Origin of the sequence: Gemmobacter fulvus (assembly GCF_018798885.1) — a bacterium.
Lineage (GTDB): Bacteria > Pseudomonadota > Alphaproteobacteria > Rhodobacterales > Rhodobacteraceae > Gemmobacter > Gemmobacter fulvus.
This window is the reverse complement of the sequence record NZ_CP076361.1, coordinates 3003060-3020859: the sequence shown is the minus strand read 5'-3', so window position 1 is coordinate 3020859 and position 17800 is coordinate 3003060. Positions and strand designations below refer to the sequence as shown.

Here is a 17800-nt window from a genome sequence, read left to right as displayed (position 1 = left end):
ACACCACGTTACCCGGACAGCATAGGCGGTTCCGCAGGGCGGCGCAACAATTTGATCAAATTAATACGTCAACGTATTTCGGGCCTGACGCAGCTTAGTCAGGCACTGGCAGGGCATCGGTCGGACGCATCTCTGCCAAGGCCAGATGCCCCTGCACCACGCAGTCCCACGGCACCCGGCCCACCACCAGAACCGAACTCTCATCCTCGGTCGCGTTCAGCACCACTTTCAGTCTGGCCGCTTGCGCACAGTCATCCTGCACCTCGAAGGTAAAGGAAAACTGCCAAGGCCCATCCGCCTCTCTTGCCGCAGCAGGCTTGGGCTGAAGTCTGACCCGTTCAACCCGCACCGGCATATCCCCGAACAGGATCTTGGGCAGGCAGGCCGCCAGCGTCTCTGCGCCGCTTTCACGATCCGTGTAGATTGCCTGCAGCGACAAGGGGATGCCGCACAGCTCGGTTTCGTCATGAGAGGTGAGATAGGTTGCAAAGCACGACGGCAGCCCCTCCCCCGTCGGGGTTCTGTAGCGCGATGCGTGCTGGGCGCATTGCGCATAGAGTGCGGGCAGAACCCGCCACGCCGCCTGCCCTTGCAGCACCGCGTCGGCCTGCGCCGGTCCGGCGATGCAGACCGCAACCCCCAGAAGCCCTGCCCGCGCCCGGTTCAAAACTCACCCGCCGCCAGCGCCGCGCGGACCTGTTCCAGACCCTGCGCAATATCTTCCTGCATGGCGCGCACCAGCGCTGCGGCATCGCCCGCCTGCATGGCGGCCAGCGCCTCGGCATGGCGGTCCGGCAGGCCGGAGCTGATATAGCGCCCGCAAACCACCCGCAGCGACGGGCCGAAGCGCAGCCACAGCGAGCGCGCAATATCTTCCAGCGCCGCCGCCTCGGCTGCTTCATACAGTGTGAAGTGGAAGGCGTGGTTCTGGGCCAGATAGGCCTGCACATCACCCGCATGAATGGCCGGTTCGATCAGCGCATCAATCGCCACCAGCCGCGCGATACGTTCGGGCGTCAGCCGCGCACAGGCCAGTTCGGCCAGTTTCGGCTCGATGGCAAGGCGCGCATAGCCTAACTGGTCCAGCAAGGCCAGGGTCATTTTTGGCACGCTGACCCGGCGGTTGCCCTGCAACACCAGCGCCCCTTCGGCGGTGAGGCGCCGGATCGCCTCGCGCACCGGGGTCATGCCGGCGTCCAGATCGCGGATCAGGCCCTGAATGGTCACGGCCTGCCCCGGTGCCAAAGCACCGAACAGCACCATGTCGCGCAGACGGCCATAGGTCACCTCATGGGTCGGCACCTTGCGCGCCGCCTCTGCCTGCCCTGCCGTCACATCATCCATGAACACCCCTCCGCATCTGGCCGCACCATATGGGGCGAGCATGGATTTGATCAAGTCATCCGCAGCGGCGCTGCCGCCCGCGTCGCAATTTCGTCGCATATTGCGCCAGAGGCCGACTGCGCCCGCCTACCCACGCGGGCCTGCCAGCGGATGCGCAGTGCGGATCACCGTTTCGCAATAGGCCGCCAGCTGCTTGCGGTTCTCGAACCCGTCCACCGGCACCGGCGGGTGAAACAGCACCTCCACCCGGCCCTGTCGTGGCGTGGCCAGCACCATCAGCAGATGCGCAGCAAAGCTCATGTCCGACCACCAGCCGTAATAACGCGGATCGCGGCCCAGCGGCGCGTGATAAACCACGGTCACCGGCTGAATATACATCACCCGGTCCAGCCCATGGGTGAAAAACGCCTGAAACAACGGCGTCTTGAACGGCAGAACCCGGATGGAATCGGTCGAGGTGCCCTCGGGGAAAAACAGCAACCGATGCCCGGCGCGCAGCCGGTCCTCCATCATCTGCTGCTGCACCTTCGCCTCGGTGCTTTTGCGGGCGATGAACATGGTGCCGGTGACGCGCGCCAGAATGCCGATACCCGGCCAATCCGCCACATCATCCTTCGACACGAAATACACCCGGTCGGCGGCGTTGAGCGTGAAGATATCCATCCAGCCCACATGATTGGCGACAATCGCGCCGCGCTCGGCCATCGGCCGCCCCCGCACGCTGTAACCAAAGCCCATGATGAACAGCGCGCTGCGGCAGACGCCTTGGGTGATATAGGGGGTCCAGGGGCGCGCCAGCCCGAACAAGGGGCGCTCCAGCAGCCGCACCAGCAGGAACAGCAGCAGGCAGCCATAGGTGACAAGCGCAAGCGCCGTGCCACGCAGCGCCACCAGCAGCCAGCCCAAGGGGCCGACGCGCGGCACCTCCATGCGCGATTGGGTCCAGTCGCTCATGCGCCCTCTCCTTGCCGGCGGGTGTAATAGTCGCGGTGTTTCAGGGACATGCGCGCCGTATCCATCACCAGCAGAACATCCGTGGTGTTGAAGGCATGGTCGACCCAGGCCCCATCCCCGACAAAACCGCCCAACCGCAGATAGGCCTTGATCAGCGCCGGGGTGGCCTGCATGGCAGCACGGCGGTCAATCGCCTCGGGCGGCAGATCGCCCATCGCCACGCGATGCGGCGCACGGGCCTCGGCGCGCAGGCTTTCGGGAGCCAGATGGTTGTGCCACAGATAGCCCAGCGGCTGCGCCAGCGCCGCCACATCCGTGCCCGGAAACGACGCCGTGCCGAACATCAGCTCCACCCCGCGCTCCAGCACATATTCGGCCAGATGGTTCCACATCAGCATCATCGCCGCCCCGCCGCGATAATCTGGATGCACGCAGGACCGGCCCAGTTCCAGCAGACGCCGCCCGCTGCCGCGCAGCGCCGTCAGGTCATATTCCTGTTCCGAATAGAATTCCTGCCCCGGCACCAGACGGTCGCCCGGCAACAGCCGGTAGACACCAACCACATCCTGCAAGGCCTGCGCATCGCGCCGCGGGTCGATCAGCAACAGATGGTCACACAGCGCATCGAACTCATCACATTCCAGCCGCGCCGCATGATCCACCATCGGGCCGTCACTGCCCATCTCGCCCACGAACACCTCATAGCGCAGGCGTTGCGCCGCGCGCAGATCGCGGGCATCGGCCGCCAATCGCAGCGCGAAGGATGGTGTCTCCTCCGTCATGCCTGCCGTGCCTCCGCGCTGTTTTGGTTCCGGTCCGGTCTTAGGGGCAGGCCCGCGCCAATGCAAGGCACTCCCCCGAACGCGCCTGCCCGGATCAGGTCATGCAATCCGGGGTTGAAAACGCCCCGCCCCCTGTCCTATGCTGCGGTCAGTAATCGAACACGCGGACCAAGGCCACCTGCCGACCGTCAATTACGACCTTGCCGCGATGTTCAAAATTGACAGTGATCCGCGTGCCTATGTTCGATTGCACCTGGCCCAGTCCCCAATCCGCCTCGATCGGATGACGGACCATCATGCCCGGCTCCAGTAATGCGTTGAGTCCCTGATCCATCCGTTTTCATCCCTCGTGCCCGCGCGCCGCGCTACCGGAGCCAGAATGTCAGACCGCACCGACCTGAACGCCCTTCTCGGCTCCCGAATCTGCCATGATCTTATCAGCCCCATCGGGGCCATCGGCAATGGGGTGGAGTTGCTGATCATGGATGGCGCGACCAAAGGCCCCGAAATTGCACTGATTGCCGAAAGCGTGGCCAATGCCAGCGCGCGCATCCGCTTCTTCCGCATCGGCTTTGGCGCTTCCTCCGCCGATCAGCGGATCGGCCGCCCCGAGGTGCAGGCCATTCTGGCAGATCTGACCCGCGGCGGGCGGCTGTCGGTCGATTGGTCCGGCCCGACAGACCTGCCCCGACACGAAGTCAAGATCGCCTTCCTGCTGTTCATGTGCCTTGAAACCGCGATGGCCTATGGCGGGCGCATCAGCATCGAACGCAGCGAAACCCGCTGCGTGCTGACCGGCACCGCGCCCCGCATGAAAATCGACCCCGATCTGTGGGAGGTGCTGTCCAACCCCGCCGCCCGGTTCGAGGTCAGTGCGGCCCAGGTTCATTTTGCCCTGCTGCCAGAAGAGCTTAGCCGCCTTGGCCGCAGCCTGCTGGTCGAAATTCGCGACGGTGAAATCCGGCTGAGCTTCTGATCGCCGCCAACCCCTGACGGAACAGGCCCCCCCCGCAGCTGCCTGCGGGGGGCGCGGTGCCTCAGGCGCGCACCGTGCCATCGCCGGTTACAAGATATTTGAACGAGGTCAGTTGCTCCGCCCCGACCGGCCCGCGCGCGTGCATCTTGCCGGTAGCAATGCCGATCTCGCCGCCCATGCCAAACTCGCCGCCATCAGCAAACTGGGTGGAGGCATTACGCATCAGGATCGCGGAATCGAGACGCTGGAAAAACCGCGCCGCCACCGCATCATCCTCGGTCAGGATGCTTTCGGTATGGTTCGATCCATAGTGGCGGATATGCGCAATCGCGCCATCCACCCCATCCACCAGCTTGACCGCGATGATCATGTCAAGGAACTCACAGCCGAAATCGCCCGGCTGCGCTGCGGTGACCCCCGGCAGCGCCGCCAGCTCGCCCTCGGCCCGCACCTCGACCCCCGCCACCAGCAGATCCTCGATCAGCACGGCCCCGTGTTGCGCATAAAACGCGCGGTCGATCAGCAGACATTCCGCCGATCCGCAAATCCCGGTGCGGCGGGTCTTGGCATTCAGCACCACACGGCGCGCCTTTTCCAGATCGGCACCGCCATCGGCATAGACATGACAGATGCCCTCCAGATGCGCAAAGACCGGCACCCGCGCCTCGCGCTGGACCAGACCAACCAGCCCCTTGCCGCCACGCGGCACGATCACGTCAATGAATTCCACCGCCTGCAACATCGCAGTCACGGCGGCGCGGTCGCGCGTGGGCACCAGCTGCACCGCCGCCTCAGGCAGGCCCGCCGCGCGCAACCCAGCCACCATGCACGCATGGATCGCCGCCGAAGAATGGAAACTTTCGCTGCCACCGCGCAGGATCACCGCATTGCCGGCCTTGAGGCAGAGCGCCCCCGCATCCGCCGTCACATTCGGACGGCTTTCATAGATGACGCCGACCACCCCCAAAGGTGTCGCCACGCGCTGAATATGCAGGCCGGTCGGGCGGTCCCATTCGGCCAGCACCCGGCCAACCGGATCCGGCTGGGCTGCCACCGCGCGCAGCGCCGCCACAATGCCGCCGATCCGCGCCTCGTCCAGCATCAGTCGGTCCATCATCGCCGCCGACAGGCCCTTGTCGCGCCCGAACTGCAGATCCCGCTCATTGGCCGCGATGATCGTGGCGCGCCCCGCCCAGACGGCCTCGGCTGCCGCCTCCAGCGCCGCCGCCTTGGCCTCGGCTGGCGCAAACGCAAGCTCCGCCGCCGCCTCGCGGGCCTTGACCCCGATCTCGCGCATCAGCTTGCCTACGTCTTCCATCGCCTGCCCTTTCATCTTGGCAAAAATATCCCACGGGGGTCCGGTGTGAAACCCCCGGTCGCGCTAGAACACCATGTCATCCCGGTGGATCAGCGCGGCCCGCCCCTGATAGCCGAGGATCCCGGCAATATCGCCCGACCGATGCCCGGCAATCGCCCGCGCCTCATCGGACGTATAGCGGATCAGCCCCTTGCCCAAAGCCTCGCCCGAGGGGCCAAGGATGCCCACCGGCTCGCCCCGGCCAAAGCTGCCCTGCACCTCGACCACGCCCGCCGGCAGCAGGCTCTTGCCCGACCGCAACGCGGCAACGGCCCCGGCATCCACCCGGATCCGGCCCTTTTCCTTCATCGCATTGATCCAGCGCTTGCGCGCCAGCTGCGGGTCGGCCTGCGCCACGAACCAGGTGCGGTTCGCGCCCTCGGCCAGCGCCTTCAATGGCCGCAGCACCGAGCCTTCCATGATCGCCATGGCACAGCCGCCGGCCACGGCGGTCTTGGCCGCCATCAGCTTGGTCTTCATGCCGCCCTTCGACAGGCCGGAAATCGGATCGCCCGCCATTGCCTCGATCTCGGGGGTGATGGCCTCGACCAGATCAAAGCGCACCGCGGTCGGATCCTCCTTCGGATTGGCCGAATAGAAGCCATCCACATCCGACAGCAGGATCAGCTGATCCGCCCCCGCGGTCACTGCGATCTGCGCCGCCAGACGGTCATTGTCGCCAAAGCGGATCTCATCGGTGGCCACGGTGTCATTCTCGTTGACGATCGGCACCACGCCCAGACCCAGCAGGGTTTCCATCGTGGCGCGGCTGTTCAGATACCGCCGCCGGTCCTCGGTATCTTCCAGCGTCACCAGCACCTGCCCGGTGGTGATGCCATGCGGCGCCAGAACCTCTTCATAGGCGCGGGCCAGCCGGATCTGCCCGACCGCCGCCGCCGCCTGGCTTTGTTCCAGAGTCAGCGGCCCGGCAGGCAGGCCCAGCACGATCCGCCCCAGCGCGATGGAGCCGGACGAGACCAGCACCACATCGGCGCCGCGCACCTTCGCTTCGGCCACATCCATGGCCAGCGCCGACAACCAGCCCTGCCGCAGGCCCGTTTTGCGGTCCACCAGCAGGGCCGAGCCGATCTTGATCACCAGACGCCGCGCCATGCGCACATCGGGCGCGGGATGCGTCATCAGGGTTGCCAAGGCGTCGTCTCCTGGGGTTGTTGTGCCTTGCGATCTGCCAGAATTTCGGCGTGCAGTACCCGCAGCACATCCATCAGCCCTTCGCGCGACACGCCGGAAATCAGATGCACCGGCCCGCCCGAGGCCTTTTCCAGCGCCTTCTTGCGGGTGGAAATCGTCTTCTTGTCCAGCGCGTCGATCTTGTTCATCGCCAGAACGCGCGGCTTGTCGGCCAGCTCCTCGGCGTAATTCTCAAGCTCCTGCACGATGGTCCGGTAATCCTTGGTGATGGTGCTGGAGGTGCCATCGACCAGATGCAGCAGCACCGAACAGCGCTCCACATGCGCCAGAAACTGCGTGCCAAGGCCCCGCCCTTCGGAAGCGCCCTCGATCAGCCCCGGAATATCGGCCATCACGAATTCATGGCCATCCACGCCCACCACGCCCAGATTGGGCACGAGGGTGGTAAAGGGGTAATCGGCAATCTTCGGCCGGGCATTGGAGACCGAGGCGAGGAAGGTGGATTTGCCGGCATTGGGCAGGCCCAGCAGCCCGGCATCCGCGATCAGCTTCAGCCGCAGCCAGATGGTGCGCTCCACCCCCTCCTGCCCCGGATTGGCGCGGCTCGGGCTGCGGTTGGTCGAGGATTTGAACGCAAGGTTGCCCCAGCCACCATTGCCGCCCTTGGCCAGCAGCACCCGCTGCCCCACCACGGTCAGATCGGCGAGGACGGTTTCTTCGTCCTCGTCGATGATTTCGGTGCCCACCGGCACCCGCAGCACGATGTCATCGCCGGTCTTGCCGGTGCGCTGGCTGCCCATGCCGGGCTGGCCCGATTTGGCAAAGAAATGCTGCTGATAGCGGAAGTCGATCAGCGTGTTCAGCCCGTCGACCGCCTCGGCCCAGACCGAGCCGCCATTGCCACCATCGCCGCCATCCGGCCCGCCGAATTCGATGAATTTCTCGCGCCGGAACGACACGCACCCGCCACCGCCGCCGCCCGAGCGGATATAGACTTTGCAGAGGTCGAGGAATTTCATGGCATCAGCCCTTTGGAAAACGATTGGCAATGGCGATAGCCCCGGAAAGCGCCGGGTTCAAGCGCAGCGATGGCTGCGGCCTGAGGAAACAGGCCTTTTCTCAGGGCTGTGGTCGGTCGTCCAGCCGCAATTCCATGAAGATCAGGTCCAGCCAGCGCCCGAACTTCTGCCCGACCTGCCGCATATGCGCCGATTGCACAAAGCCGTGCCGGTGGTGCAGCGCCAGCGAGGCCGCGTTTTCCGAGGTGATCGCGGCCACGATCATGTGTTTGCCGCAGCCCCGCGCCGCCGCGATCAGCGCGGGCATCAGCGCCGCCGCCACCCCCCGGCCCCGCGCCTCGGGATGCACATAGACCGAGTTTTCCACCGTGCCCCGAAAGCCGTCAAAGGGCCGCCAGTCGCCAAAGCTGGCATAGCCCAGCACCTGCCCGGCCTCTGCCGCCACCAGCACAGGATAGCCCATGGCCTGCCGCGCCTGCATCCAGGCGATGCGGTTCGCCGCATCCACCTCGCCCTCCATCAGGATGGCAGTGGTGTGGCGCACGGCGTCATTGTAAATCGCGGCCAGTCCCCCGGCATCTTCGGCGCAGGCCTCACGGATCTGCATGGTCTCTCCTGCCTGTTGCGGCATCGCGGGGGCAGGCAGAGCCTGCCCCTTCGGTCACGGTCAATCCAGCTTGCGCAGATAGGTCCAAGTGGGCACGCGGTTGTTGCGCGCCACGCTGAAGGTCTCGGCATCGCCCAGATACTGGAAGCCCGCATTGGTCAGCACCCGCGCCGAGCCCGGGTTGTCCTGAAACACCTCGGCAAAGATCGTGCGGTTGCCCTGCGGATTGGCCATCACCAGCGCCCGCACCGCCTCGGAGGCAAAGCCAGTGTTCCAGAACGCCGGGGCGACCCAATAGCCGATCTCGCTCTGGCCGCGATCATATTTCGTCTCGTCCATCCGCTTGAGGCTGATGACGCCCAGCACTTCGGCAAGCCCGGTGGCAGACCCGTCCAGAACCCAGACATCCTCGGCCCCCTTGCCCGAGGTGGCCCGTGTCACAAACGCTTCTGCCGCACCGGGCGGCAGCGGATGCGGGATGGAGCGGGTCGCCTCGGCCACGCGGCGGTCGCCCGCATACATGGCAAACAGACCGGCATCGGATTTGCGCACCGGGCGCAGCACGAAACGGCCCGCCCCGATCTGCCCCTCATGGGTCTGGCCAAAGCCGATGACCCCGGCCTCTGCTGCAATCCGATCCATACCTGTCACGTCCAACGTCATGGCTTCCCTCCTTCGAAGCGCATGGAGAGCGTGCCTGCGGCCCGCCCCCTGTCACCTTTCAATCCCATCTTGTTAAATGGGAATTCACTTCCGTCCTGCCATAGTCCTGAGGCAGAACAATGACGATTTCCTTTCGCGTCTGGCGAAAGCATGGCGCGGGCCGTCATGTCACCGCCTTTGTCGCATGAATGGAGTCACGGGCGCATCGGCGCATCACAACTTTTGCGCGTGCATAGCCCGCCACCTTCGCCCGCACAACCACCGCCGCATCCGGCAGCATCAGGTCAGAGGTGGGATGCCCAGCCGACAGCGGCAAGGGGGATGGGGCGGAATACGCCATCCCGAAACCGTGCAAAACTGCCCCCGGCGCTAGGCCAGGTGCCGGAAAATCCGTGCCGACAGTGATCGCAAAAAACATGGGTCTGATCCTGACATCCGCGTGATGCGGCGGGTTTGCCCCACCGCCTGCGCCGATCCCCCGCCCCGGACAAAGACCCCGGAAATGGAAAAGGGACCGGCTTTGCAGCCGATCCCCCGTTTACAAGTCAACCTGTAAAGGTTCGGCTTATTCGGCCGCCTCCGCAACTGGGAGAACCGAAATGAAGGTGCGGCCCTTGAGGCCCTTCTTGAAGTTCACCTTGCCTTCGACGGTGGCGAAAATGGTGTGATCCACACCCATGCCGACGCCGTTGCCCGGGAAGAAGGTGGTGCCGCGCTGACGCACGATGATGTTGCCCGGAATGGCAGCCTGGCCGCCATAGAGCTTCACGCCAAGACGACGACCAGCCGAGTCACGACCGTTGCGGGACGAACCGCCTGCCTTTTTATGTGCCATGGGGTGCTCCTCCTTATTCGGCTGCGGCGTCAGCGGCCTTGCGGGCGCGCTTCGGCTTTGCGGGTGCCTCTGCCGCCGGAGCAGCCGAAGCGTTGTGGGCGGCGCGGCGTGCATCGGCGGTGCCGGTGGCAGCCAGAACGCCGGTGGCATCTGCGCCGGTGGCCAGGACGTCGGTCACGCGCAGCAGGGTCAGCTGCTGACGGTGGCCTTTGGTGCGCTGCGAGCTGTGCTTGCGGCGACGCTTGACGAAATGGATGACCTTCTCGCCCTTGATCTGGGCGATCACTTCGGCCTGCACCGCAGCACCGGCCACGGTCGGCACGCCGAGCGTGACGGTTTCGCCGCCAACCATCAGAATTTCATTGAACTGGACTTTGTCGCCAGCATTTGCAGCGAGCTTTTCAACGCGCAGGATGTCACCAGCCTGCACTTTGTATTGCTTGCCGCCTGTCTTGAGGACCGCGAACATGGGTCTTTCCTTCCAAGGTTTCCGCATCCTGTGGCCTGCCCCGTTGCCGGATCAAGTTTGTGGGTTTCCCCGCCTCGGACAGCGCGCCCCGCATCGGGACGTTACAAAAGAAATACCCCAGACAGACTCGCGCCTCTCCGGGATGCGGGCTTATCAGGGATCGGGGCCGCGCTGTCAAGAACAGTTCTGGCGCGCGGCGCCCGGCCCTCAGATATCCTCGCCCTGCATCGCCCGCGCCGCCGCCCGGCCCAGATCTTCGCTGATCCGCACAAAGCTGACATCAAAGGCTGCGAACACCGCCGCATTCAGCTTCTGCCCTTCCGGCGTTTCGGAAAAATCGTGATAGGCCTGCAATTCCTCGTCCGACAGCGGCTGATAGGCCAGCGACAGATAGGACCACAGCCATTCTTCCGTTTCGGCCCGGACATCGGCCTCCTGGCCCCAGACATCGGCCAGCATATCCTCTTCGGTCATCGCCGACCCGAAGGCGCCACCCGCCGACAGACCCTTGTAGAACGCCAGATTGGCGTTCAGCGCCCCCATCACATTCATTTCCACCAGATCATTCGCCGCAGCAAAGCGGCGCAGCGCGTCGAGCCGTGGCGAGCCTTCGGCCTCCATATCGGCCACAGCCGCCTTGGCCGCCGCCTCCGCCGCGTCATCCATCAGCGCGCGGCGCGCCTCCAGCTCCAGCGACAGGATCTTCTGGCCGCGCGCATCGCCAAAGAACGCCAGCCCCACCTGCACCGTTTCGGGCGAGGCCAGCAATTCGGCCACCAGCTTGTCCTCGAACTCCGCCCGCATCCGCGCGGGATCATAGGTCAACGCCACCGTCGCCGCCCATTCCGAACCGCCCTTGCCCGGAAACATCTCGTCCCGCAGCAGCGTGCCATAATCCATGCCTTCGGCGCGCATCACCTCGACCACACCGCCCATCTGCATCACCTCTGACAGATGCAGAATCGCGGCACGGGCATCCGCCGGGGCGGATTGCGACGCGGGCGGCACCACCCCTTCAGCACGCGCCCCCGCCACCGGGGTCAGGGCAGAGGCCGCCAGCATCGCTGCCAGCACAGACAGACGCAGAAAAGACCCGTGACCCATGATATCCTCCGGCAACACCCGCCCGCAGCGGTTTGCCCAGAGCTAACCCCTCGCGTCAGGCCGCGCCAGCTTTGGCCGGTAAAATTTTTCGTGTGCCACGCTGCGTTGACGCTGTCAGAGGGACACAAAACCGGCATGTCGTCGCCCGCTCCGTCCCCCCACGCCACAGCCCGTCACCCTGATATTCGCCTTTCTATCAGATCTGTAAAAAGAAACCGCCGAATGGGCTTGCAAGCCCCGCGAAGCTTCGCTAAATCCCCGCCTCACGAAGACCCCTGACGCGGAGAGGTGGCAGAGTGGTCGAATGCGGCGGTCTCGAAAACCGTTGTCGGTTTGCGCCGACCCAGGGTTCGAATCCCTGTCTCTCCGCCATTATCCCCCAGTGATGACAGCAAGACCCATGCTGAAGCGATGAGCTGACCTATTCACTCTGCTGGCCTAAAATAGGCCCTATCCGTCACACGACGACCGGTACCAGCCCGCCCCAGACGTGCCGGGGCAGGCTCATGTCTTTGGCGTGGCGCTTATACCGGGTCCAGCAGGCCGCGCCCTTTCAGAAGCGCGTCCACGCCCGGCATCTTGCCGCGGAATTGCACATAGAGGTCTTCCGCAGGCTGGCTGCCGCCTGCCGAGAGGATGAACCGCTCCAGCTTGACCGCCGTGACCGGATCGAAAGCATCGCCTGCCTCTTCGAAGGCTGCAAAAGCATCGGCATCCATGACCTCGGACCACATATAGCTGTAATAGCCCGAGCTATAGCCATCGCCCGAAAACACATGGGCAAAATGCGGTGTCGCGTGGCGCATGCGGATGGCATGAGGCATCCCCAGCGCCTCCAGCACCTCGGCCTGTTTCTGCATCGGATCGGCGGGGGGCGGCCCTTCGTGGAAGGCCAGATCCACCATGGCCGAGGCAATGAATTCCACCGTGGCAAAGCCCTGATCATAGGTGCCTGCCGCCAACAGCCGCTGAAGCATTTCGGCGGGCATCGGCTCGGCGCTTTTCCAGTGGCGCGCATGGGTCTGCAACACCTCGGGCACTTCCAGCCAGTGTTCATAAAGCTGGCTGGGCAGTTCCACGAAATCGCGCGCAACCGATGTGCCGCTGATGAAACCATAGGTCACATCCGACAGCATCTGATGCAGGGCATGGCCGAATTCGTGAAACAGCGTGCGCGCATCGTCATAAGACAACAGCGCGGGCGTGCCTTTGGCGAAATTGCAGACATTGACCACAACCGGGGTCACCACCCCACCCAGCTTGCGCTGCGACCGCATCGCAGAACACCACGCGCCCGAGCGTTTGGAGCCGCGCGCAAAGTAATCGCCGATGAACACCGCAATATGTTCGCCGTCGCGGCTGACCTCCCAGGCGCGCACATCCGGGTGATACATCGGTGCATCCAGCGGGGTGAATTGCAGATGGAACAGCCGGGCAGCACAGTCGAATTGCGCCGCGATCATCGCGTCGAGGCTCAGATAGGGTTTCAGCGCCGCCTCATCCAGATCATGTTCGGCATGACGGCGCTTTTCGGAGTAATAGCGCCAGTCCCAGGGCTCCAGCGGCCCGGCGATGCCCTCGGCCTCCATCATCCGCTCCAGCACGCCCGCATCGGCCATCGCCTTGGCGCGCGCGGGCTGCCAGACCCGCATCAGCAGGTTGCGCACGGCGGCTGGCGTTTTCGCCATCTCCGGCTCCAGCTTGTAATCGGCAAAGCTGCCATAGCCCAGCAGCGTCGCGCGTTCGGCCCGCAGCGCCAGGATTTCTGCCGCCACACCGCGATTGTCCTGCGCATTGCCATTGGCCCCGCGCGCCACCCAGGCCTCATAGGCGCGGCGGCGCAACTCGCGGTTGGGTGAGAATTGCAGGAAGGGCACGATCAGCGAGCGATTCAGCGTGACCACCGGACCCGCCGCCCCCTTTTCTGCCCCCGCCGCCCGCGCCGTATCCACCACAAACTCCGGCAGGCCCGCCAGATCAGCCTCGCTCAGTTCCATGAACCAATCACGCTCTTCGGCCAGAATATTCTGGCTGAAAGTGGTGCCCAGAACCGCCAGACGCGATTTGACCTCGGTCAGCCGCGCCGCTGCATCGCCCTCCAGTTGCGCACCCGCGCGCACGAACATCTGGCGATAGAGATCGAGCACCCGCGCCTGTTCCGGCGTCAGCCGCAGCGCCTTGCGCCCCTGCCAGAGCGCGTCGATCCGCGCAAACAGGGCCTTGTTGTTCGTCACCTCGGACGAAAACGCGCTCAGCTTCGGGGCCAGATCGCGCATCAGCGCCTCGCGCGCCTCGGTGCTGTCGGCCCCCGCCAGATTGTAGAACACCCCCGACACCCGGTCGAGCGTGGCTTCCGCCAGTTCCAGCGCATCAATCGTATTGGCAAAACTGGGCGGCGCACTGCTGTCGGCGATGGCGGCGATGGCCGCCCGCGCTTCGGCCAGACCCGCCTCGAAGGCCGGAGCAAAATCCGCATCGCGGATGGCCTGAAACGGTGGCAAACCAAAGGGCGTGACCCATGCAGTCAGCAGCGGATTCGTCATCAATACAACTCCTTCAGGCACACGCCCGCGCGCGGCCCCACAAAAACCCAACACCTTCCCCGGACGCCGGTTATCGCGCATCCTTGGCCCGCAACCGCGCCTCTAACCGCCGCAGCAGCAGGGACAAGGTCACGGTCATGGTCAGATAGATCAGTGCAACAGTATTATAAGTCTCGAAATACCGAAAATTTCCCGCCGCCGTAACTTTGCCAAGCTGCGTGACATCGGCAACGCCCAGAACGGACACCAGCGAGCTGTCTTTCACCATCGCCACGAAGTCATTGCCCAAAGGCGGCAGAATGGTGCGGAAGGCCTGCGGGAACACGATGAAGCGAAAGCGGTGCCAGCCCGTGAGACCCAGCGCCTGCGCCGCCTCGATCTGCCCGTGATGCACCGACGCCAGCCCGGCCCGGAACACCTCGGCCAGAAAGGCGGAATAGGCGATGGTCAGCGCAATCACCGCCCGCCACAGCAGCGGCACATCGCGCGCCTTGGCCAGCGTCAACCCCAGCGGCTCGGCCAGCCAGTTCCAGCCGATCACCGCCGCAGGCACCGCCGCAAAGGCGACATACAGCAGCAGCACGATGATCGGCACACCGCGCACCACCTCAATGTAAAAGCGCGCCGCCTGCCGCAGCACAAGGAAGCGCGACTGCCCGGCCACCGCCAGCCCCAGGCCCATGACCGCCGCCGCAAAAAACGCGACAAAGGTCACCAGCAGCGTGATCCAGATGCCCTTGGCCAGCGTGGCCATCACCTTGGCATAGATCGGGCTGGCCCAGACCTCGTAAAACAGCCAGAGCCCGATCGCGGCCAGCACGACCAGCCACCAGGGGAAATCCTTGTCGGGGGAAGAGGCGGGAGGGGGCATGTCGGGGTGCAAGGGCGGGGCCGCAGCCCCGCGCCTCCTGTTCAGCGCTTACTGACCCATCTTGTATTCGAGGAACCATTTGGTGTTCAGCGCCGTCATGGTGCCATCCGCCGTCATCGCCGCAATCGCCGCATTGACCGGCGCCACCAGATCCGAGCCTTTCGGGAAGATGAAGCCGAAATCCTCGGCCCCAAGCTTTTCGCCCACGATCTTCAGCGCCCCTTCCGAGGCCGCCACATAGCCATTCGCCGCCGTGCCATCGGTCAGCACCAGATCGACATCACCGCTGCGCAGCGCCTCGACCCCGGCCCCGAAGGTTTCAAACATCTTGATGCGCGGATTGGCCTCATTGCCATCCAGCACCTCATAGACCCCGACGTAGAAAGGCGTGGTACCCGGCTGCGCCGCCATCAGCAGATCGGCATTGGCCCCAAAGCTCTTGGCATCGGTGAAGCGCGCCTCGTCGCCCCGCACCAGCATGACCATTTCCGACCGCATATAGGGATCGGAAAAATCCACCTGCTCCTTGCGGTCGTCACGGATGGTGATGCCGGTCATGCCCATGTCATACTGCCCGCCCGAGACAGCAGGGATCATCGCATCCCAGCTGGTATTCTCATAGGTGACGGTGAGGTTCAGCCGCTTGGCAATCTCGGCCACCGCATCATATTCCCAGCCGACAGCCGCGCCCGCGGCATCCAGGAATTGCAGCGGCGGATAGGCGTTTTCCGTCACCACAACCACGGCGCGCCCGCCCAGATCAGGCAAGGCCTGCGCCATGGCAAAGGTGGAAGAAAACGCCAGCGCAAATCCGGCAAGGGCGGCAAATTTCATATGTGAACTCCCTGTCACAGAGTAGCACAAATCATCCAAGACATTGATATAACAACAATATTTCATGTCTGACTTGGCCTTGGTCAACTTCTTGGCCCACTTTCATACATAGACCGATCCCATTTGATAGGGGGGGGAGCACGATCAGTCAACGCGGCGAAAGAAAACCGATGTATGATCATTCCTTTCTACACAGCCACACAAAACCCCAAATAACATACAAAAACAGTCAACTAATAGCTTGAACTAAAGCTGTCAGAAAAGCTGTTCGGTTGTGTTGAACCCTCACCCGAGAGAGGCCTTATTAAGGGTGATCCGCATCCCCTCCCCCTACTATGTGGGTTCAAAATCAGTCATTTGCGCAGCAATCAACCCGCATATGCGGGTTGACCTCATATCCCAATTCCCATTTCCAATTAAATAAAATCAAACTTGTCATCGTCATCTTTATTGTCGATTGATCCTGCTTCCGATCCGCAAATGTGGGTTCGCGCCCCTTCTGCAAAGTCCTTTTTTTGAACTAAATCGCCATCCTTGATCGAAAAGAACTTATTGAAGAAATTAGTTACATCCTTTTCATCCTTGTTTTTCAATATTCGCTCGATCAATCCAAAATCATCGCTTGCCATTGGATCATTACTTAACTTTTTCCATTCAATATACTTTTGATAATTCATGTTCCTTCTTTCCTCTATATCATTTAATTCGTCTAATGTCATGTTACCTGTTGTGTGCCACCTTATCGCTTCACTCCAAGTATCAGGCACCGTTTCATTTGCATTGATTAGTTTTCTGATTACTCCGCCTCATAAATTCAATCTGCCTATCACTAACTCTTGTAGCGTTTGACAAGTCCTTTGTTTTCCACGAATATTCCTTTGAACCGACAAATGAATTAGACGCTGAATTGTAATCTTTGAGAATTAGTTTCCAAGCAATTTGACTCTTCTCTTTTGCAGTCAAACTTGCTTGAGGCGCAGCGTTTTCACGATGTGCAATCGTTATTGCTATCTTTGTATTGCAAGTATGAACTCTGCACGGAACTGATACTTCTTCTTTATCAATATACACTTGCAGCCTATGATTTCCGATCTAAACAAATGTATTGCCCATCCTTACTCCACACGTCTAGCATTTTGAATTTGTCATTTATGTTGTCGTTTTTTAGACTAGTCGCCAGATCGTGCACATGCTTTCCATTTGATGGTCTAATCAACAAATCCTCAAATTCACAACCAAATACTATATCCTTCGTATTTAAATTTACCTCTTTGACCTCATGTTTAATTTTTTTATTTAGCTCCCCTTGATAAATGACCCTCTTATTATCCAGATCACTTACCACCTTAACATCTAGGTCATGTTGACAAATGGCGGAGCCAGAGGCGGATCGAGGTGATGTCGATGAAGCCCAAGAAGCTCTCTGCGGTTTTGTCGTAGCGGGTGGCGACGCGGCGGGCGTTCTTCAGCTTGTTGAAACAGCGCTCGACGAGGTTGCGCAGCCGATAGAGGGTGCGGTCCACGGCCACGCGCAGCTTGCGGGACTTGCGCATGGGGATCACTGGCACGACGTTGCGTCCCTCCATGGTTTCTCGAAGCTTGTCAGAGTCATAGCCGCGATCTGCCAGCAGGACGCTCGGCTCGGGCAGGTTGTCGTCCATGATGAGGTTGAAGCCCAGATAGTCCGATGTCTGGCCCGGCGTGATGTCCGACCTCATGGGCAGGCCTGCGCCATTGACGCGGAGGTGGATCTTGGTCGTGAAGCCACCTCGCGAACGGCCAAAACCTTGTCGCGGAGTCCCCCTTTAGCGCCCGCTGCCTGATGATGGGCGCGGACCACGGTGCTGTCGATCATCTGCAAGGCCGCAGGAACCACCCCGCTCTCGTTCAAGGCCTCCAGTATCCCTTCCCACAGCCCAGCCAGGGTCCAGCGCCGGAACTGGCGGTAGACAGACGACCACTTGCCGAACTCCTCCGGCAGGTCACGCCACGGAGAACCTGTGCGCGCTATCCAGAAAATCCCATCCAGAACAAGACGATGGTTCATAGGTTTGCGCCCGTTCGGTGCGCGGACGGCCAGGATGAAGCGTTCGTGAAACGCCCATTCATCGTCCGACATCAGGTCTCGTGCCAAGCTGGTCTCCATCGCAGATACCAGCTTGAATCACGTTCAGAGCGCCCCGTGAATCCCTTTTGTCAACACGGCCTAATGCCTCTTTCATCTTTATAAATACCTTTGCGCTAATAGATTATAATTTAAGTTAGGGGTAAGCCTTTTGGCTTACCCTCT

Annotated in this window: 19 protein-coding genes and 1 tRNA gene; 2 read left to right on the top strand and 18 right to left on the bottom strand. The window is 62.5% G+C overall.

What is annotated here, in order from left to right:
- Positions 1-94: 94 nt before the first annotated feature.
- The 5 genes from KM031_RS14670 to KM031_RS14650 all read right to left on the bottom strand — a co-directional run bounded on the left by KM031_RS14670 (position 95) and on the right by KM031_RS14650 (position 3414).
- A complete protein-coding gene (locus tag KM031_RS14670) occupies positions 95-667 on the bottom strand; it encodes a hypothetical protein (protein ID WP_215506699.1) in 573 nt (190 codons plus the stop codon).
- On the bottom strand, positions 664-1344 hold the full coding sequence (locus KM031_RS14665) for a GntR family transcriptional regulator (RefSeq protein ID WP_215506701.1): 681 nt from the start codon (positions 1342-1344) through the stop codon (positions 664-666). Before KM031_RS14665 ends, KM031_RS14670 begins: the two co-directional genes overlap by 4 nt.
- Positions 1345-1470: 126 nt before the next feature.
- A complete protein-coding gene (gene olsA, locus KM031_RS14660) occupies positions 1471-2298 on the bottom strand; it encodes a lyso-ornithine lipid O-acyltransferase (protein ID WP_215506703.1) in 828 nt (275 codons plus the stop codon).
- Entirely contained in the window at positions 2295-3080 is a 786-nt protein-coding gene (olsB, locus tag KM031_RS14655; RefSeq protein WP_215506705.1) for an L-ornithine N(alpha)-acyltransferase, read from the bottom strand. Before olsB ends, olsA begins: the two co-directional genes overlap by 4 nt.
- A gap of 148 nt (positions 3081-3228) precedes the next feature.
- Positions 3229-3414: a DUF3553 domain-containing protein gene (locus KM031_RS14650; protein WP_215506707.1), complete on the bottom strand. Its 186-nt coding sequence runs from the start codon at positions 3412-3414 to the stop codon at positions 3229-3231.
- Positions 3415-3459: 45 nt separating this feature from the next.
- On the opposite strand from KM031_RS14650, the gene KM031_RS14645 reads away from it, so the two are divergent.
- Positions 3460-4056, top strand: a complete 597-nt coding sequence (locus KM031_RS14645; protein WP_215506709.1) for a histidine phosphotransferase family protein — start codon at positions 3460-3462, stop codon at positions 4054-4056.
- A 61-nt stretch (positions 4057-4117) separates the two neighbouring features.
- Here the strand turns inward: KM031_RS14645 and KM031_RS14640 are convergent, their stop codons facing one another.
- The 8 genes from KM031_RS14640 to KM031_RS14605 form a co-directional block, all read right to left on the bottom strand.
- Positions 4118-5374 carry a glutamate-5-semialdehyde dehydrogenase gene (locus KM031_RS14640; RefSeq protein WP_371878995.1) on the bottom strand — a complete coding sequence of 419 codons (1257 nt, stop codon included), beginning with the start codon at positions 5372-5374 and terminating at the stop codon, positions 4118-4120.
- 63 nt (positions 5375-5437) lie between these two features.
- Positions 5438-6553, bottom strand: coding sequence for a glutamate 5-kinase (gene proB / locus KM031_RS14635; RefSeq protein WP_215506743.1), 1116 nt, complete (start codon positions 6551-6553; stop codon positions 5438-5440).
- The gene (gene obgE, locus KM031_RS14630; protein WP_215506714.1) at positions 6553-7584 is read right to left on the bottom strand and encodes a GTPase ObgE; all 1032 of its coding nucleotides are present in this window, start codon (positions 7582-7584) and stop codon (positions 6553-6555) included. The genes proB and obgE overlap by 1 nt, the downstream gene beginning before the upstream one ends.
- Before the next feature lie 100 nt (positions 7585-7684).
- Complete coding sequence (locus tag KM031_RS14625; protein WP_215506716.1) at positions 7685-8191, bottom strand: GNAT family N-acetyltransferase; 507 nt, start codon at positions 8189-8191, stop codon at positions 7685-7687.
- Between the two features lie 60 nt (positions 8192-8251).
- The gene (locus tag KM031_RS14620; protein WP_370879046.1) at positions 8252-8854 is read right to left on the bottom strand and encodes a GNAT family N-acetyltransferase; all 603 of its coding nucleotides are present in this window, start codon (positions 8852-8854) and stop codon (positions 8252-8254) included.
- Between the two features lie 565 nt (positions 8855-9419).
- Positions 9420-9689 carry a 50S ribosomal protein L27 gene (gene rpmA / locus KM031_RS14615; protein WP_215506718.1) on the bottom strand — a complete coding sequence of 90 codons (270 nt, stop codon included), beginning with the start codon at positions 9687-9689 and terminating at the stop codon, positions 9420-9422.
- Positions 9690-9702: 13 nt separating this feature from the next.
- On the bottom strand, positions 9703-10158 hold the full coding sequence (rplU, locus tag KM031_RS14610) for a 50S ribosomal protein L21 (protein WP_215506720.1): 456 nt from the start codon (positions 10156-10158) through the stop codon (positions 9703-9705).
- 207 nt (positions 10159-10365) lie between these two features.
- Positions 10366-11262 (bottom strand): DUF2059 domain-containing protein, encoded by an 897-nt coding sequence (locus tag KM031_RS14605; protein ID WP_215506722.1) that lies wholly within the window; start codon positions 11260-11262, stop codon positions 10366-10368.
- Between the two features lie 282 nt (positions 11263-11544).
- On the opposite strand from KM031_RS14605, the gene KM031_RS14600 reads away from it, so the two are divergent.
- Positions 11545-11634: transfer RNA gene (locus KM031_RS14600), tRNA-Ser, on the top strand.
- A gap of 152 nt (positions 11635-11786) precedes the next feature.
- Here the strand turns inward: KM031_RS14600 and KM031_RS14595 are convergent.
- From KM031_RS14595 to KM031_RS14575, 5 genes are all read right to left on the bottom strand, one after another.
- The gene (locus tag KM031_RS14595; protein WP_215506724.1) at positions 11787-13805 is read right to left on the bottom strand and encodes a M3 family metallopeptidase; all 2019 of its coding nucleotides are present in this window, start codon (positions 13803-13805) and stop codon (positions 11787-11789) included.
- 70 nt (positions 13806-13875) lie between these two features.
- Positions 13876-14676, bottom strand: coding sequence for an amino acid ABC transporter permease (locus KM031_RS14590; protein WP_215506726.1), 801 nt, complete (start codon positions 14674-14676; stop codon positions 13876-13878).
- Positions 14677-14724: 48 nt separating this feature from the next.
- Positions 14725-15510, bottom strand: coding sequence for a transporter substrate-binding domain-containing protein (locus KM031_RS14585; protein ID WP_215506728.1), 786 nt, complete (start codon positions 15508-15510; stop codon positions 14725-14727).
- Positions 15511-15926: 416 nt separating this feature from the next.
- Complete coding sequence (locus tag KM031_RS14580; RefSeq protein ID WP_215506730.1) at positions 15927-16187, bottom strand: hypothetical protein; 261 nt, start codon at positions 16185-16187, stop codon at positions 15927-15929.
- A 681-nt stretch (positions 16188-16868) separates the two neighbouring features.
- A protein-coding gene (locus KM031_RS14575; protein ID WP_260691898.1) for an IS5 family transposase occupies positions 16869-17656 on the bottom strand; the annotation gives its coding sequence in 2 pieces (ribosomal slippage) (positions 16869-17317 and positions 17317-17656; 789 coding nt in all).
- Between the last annotated feature and the right edge of the window lie 144 nt (positions 17657-17800).

What these genes read in the sequence shown, in the direction of transcription:
- KM031_RS14665 (WP_215506701.1), bottom strand. Translation starts at nt 1,344, where the DNA reads ATGGATGATGTGACGGCAGGGCAGGCAGAGGCGGCGCGCAAGGTGCCG.
- olsA (WP_215506703.1), bottom strand. Translation starts at nt 2,298, where the DNA reads ATGAGCGACTGGACCCAATCGCGCATGGAGGTGCCGCGCGTCGGCCCC.
- olsB (WP_215506705.1), bottom strand. Translation starts at nt 3,080, where the DNA reads ATGACGGAGGAGACACCATCCTTCGCGCTGCGATTGGCGGCCGATGCC.
- KM031_RS14650 (WP_215506707.1), bottom strand. Translation starts at nt 3,414, where the DNA reads ATGGATCAGGGACTCAACGCATTACTGGAGCCGGGCATGATGGTCCGT.
- KM031_RS14645 (WP_215506709.1), top strand. Translation starts at nt 3,460, where the DNA reads ATGTCAGACCGCACCGACCTGAACGCCCTTCTCGGCTCCCGAATCTGC.
- KM031_RS14640 (WP_371878995.1), bottom strand. Translation starts at nt 5,374, where the DNA reads ATGGAAGACGTAGGCAAGCTGATGCGCGAGATCGGGGTCAAGGCCCGC.
- proB (WP_215506743.1), bottom strand. Translation starts at nt 6,553, where the DNA reads ATGACGCATCCCGCGCCCGATGTGCGCATGGCGCGGCGTCTGGTGATC.
- obgE (WP_215506714.1), bottom strand. Translation starts at nt 7,584, where the DNA reads ATGAAATTCCTCGACCTCTGCAAAGTCTATATCCGCTCGGGCGGCGGC.
- KM031_RS14625 (WP_215506716.1), bottom strand. Translation starts at nt 8,191, where the DNA reads ATGCAGATCCGTGAGGCCTGCGCCGAAGATGCCGGGGGACTGGCCGCG.
- KM031_RS14620 (WP_370879046.1), bottom strand. Translation starts at nt 8,854, where the DNA reads ATGACGTTGGACGTGACAGGTATGGATCGGATTGCAGCAGAGGCCGGG.
- rpmA (WP_215506718.1), bottom strand. Translation starts at nt 9,689, where the DNA reads ATGGCACATAAAAAGGCAGGCGGTTCGTCCCGCAACGGTCGTGACTCG.
- rplU (WP_215506720.1), bottom strand. Translation starts at nt 10,158, where the DNA reads ATGTTCGCGGTCCTCAAGACAGGCGGCAAGCAATACAAAGTGCAGGCT.
- KM031_RS14605 (WP_215506722.1), bottom strand. Translation starts at nt 11,262, where the DNA reads ATGGGTCACGGGTCTTTTCTGCGTCTGTCTGTGCTGGCAGCGATGCTG.
- KM031_RS14595 (WP_215506724.1), bottom strand. Translation starts at nt 13,805, where the DNA reads ATGACGAATCCGCTGCTGACTGCATGGGTCACGCCCTTTGGTTTGCCA.
- KM031_RS14590 (WP_215506726.1), bottom strand. Translation starts at nt 14,676, where the DNA reads ATGCCCCCTCCCGCCTCTTCCCCCGACAAGGATTTCCCCTGGTGGCTG.
- KM031_RS14585 (WP_215506728.1), bottom strand. Translation starts at nt 15,510, where the DNA reads ATGAAATTTGCCGCCCTTGCCGGATTTGCGCTGGCGTTTTCTTCCACC.
- KM031_RS14580 (WP_215506730.1), bottom strand. Translation starts at nt 16,187, where the DNA reads ATGAATTATCAAAAGTATATTGAATGGAAAAAGTTAAGTAATGATCCA.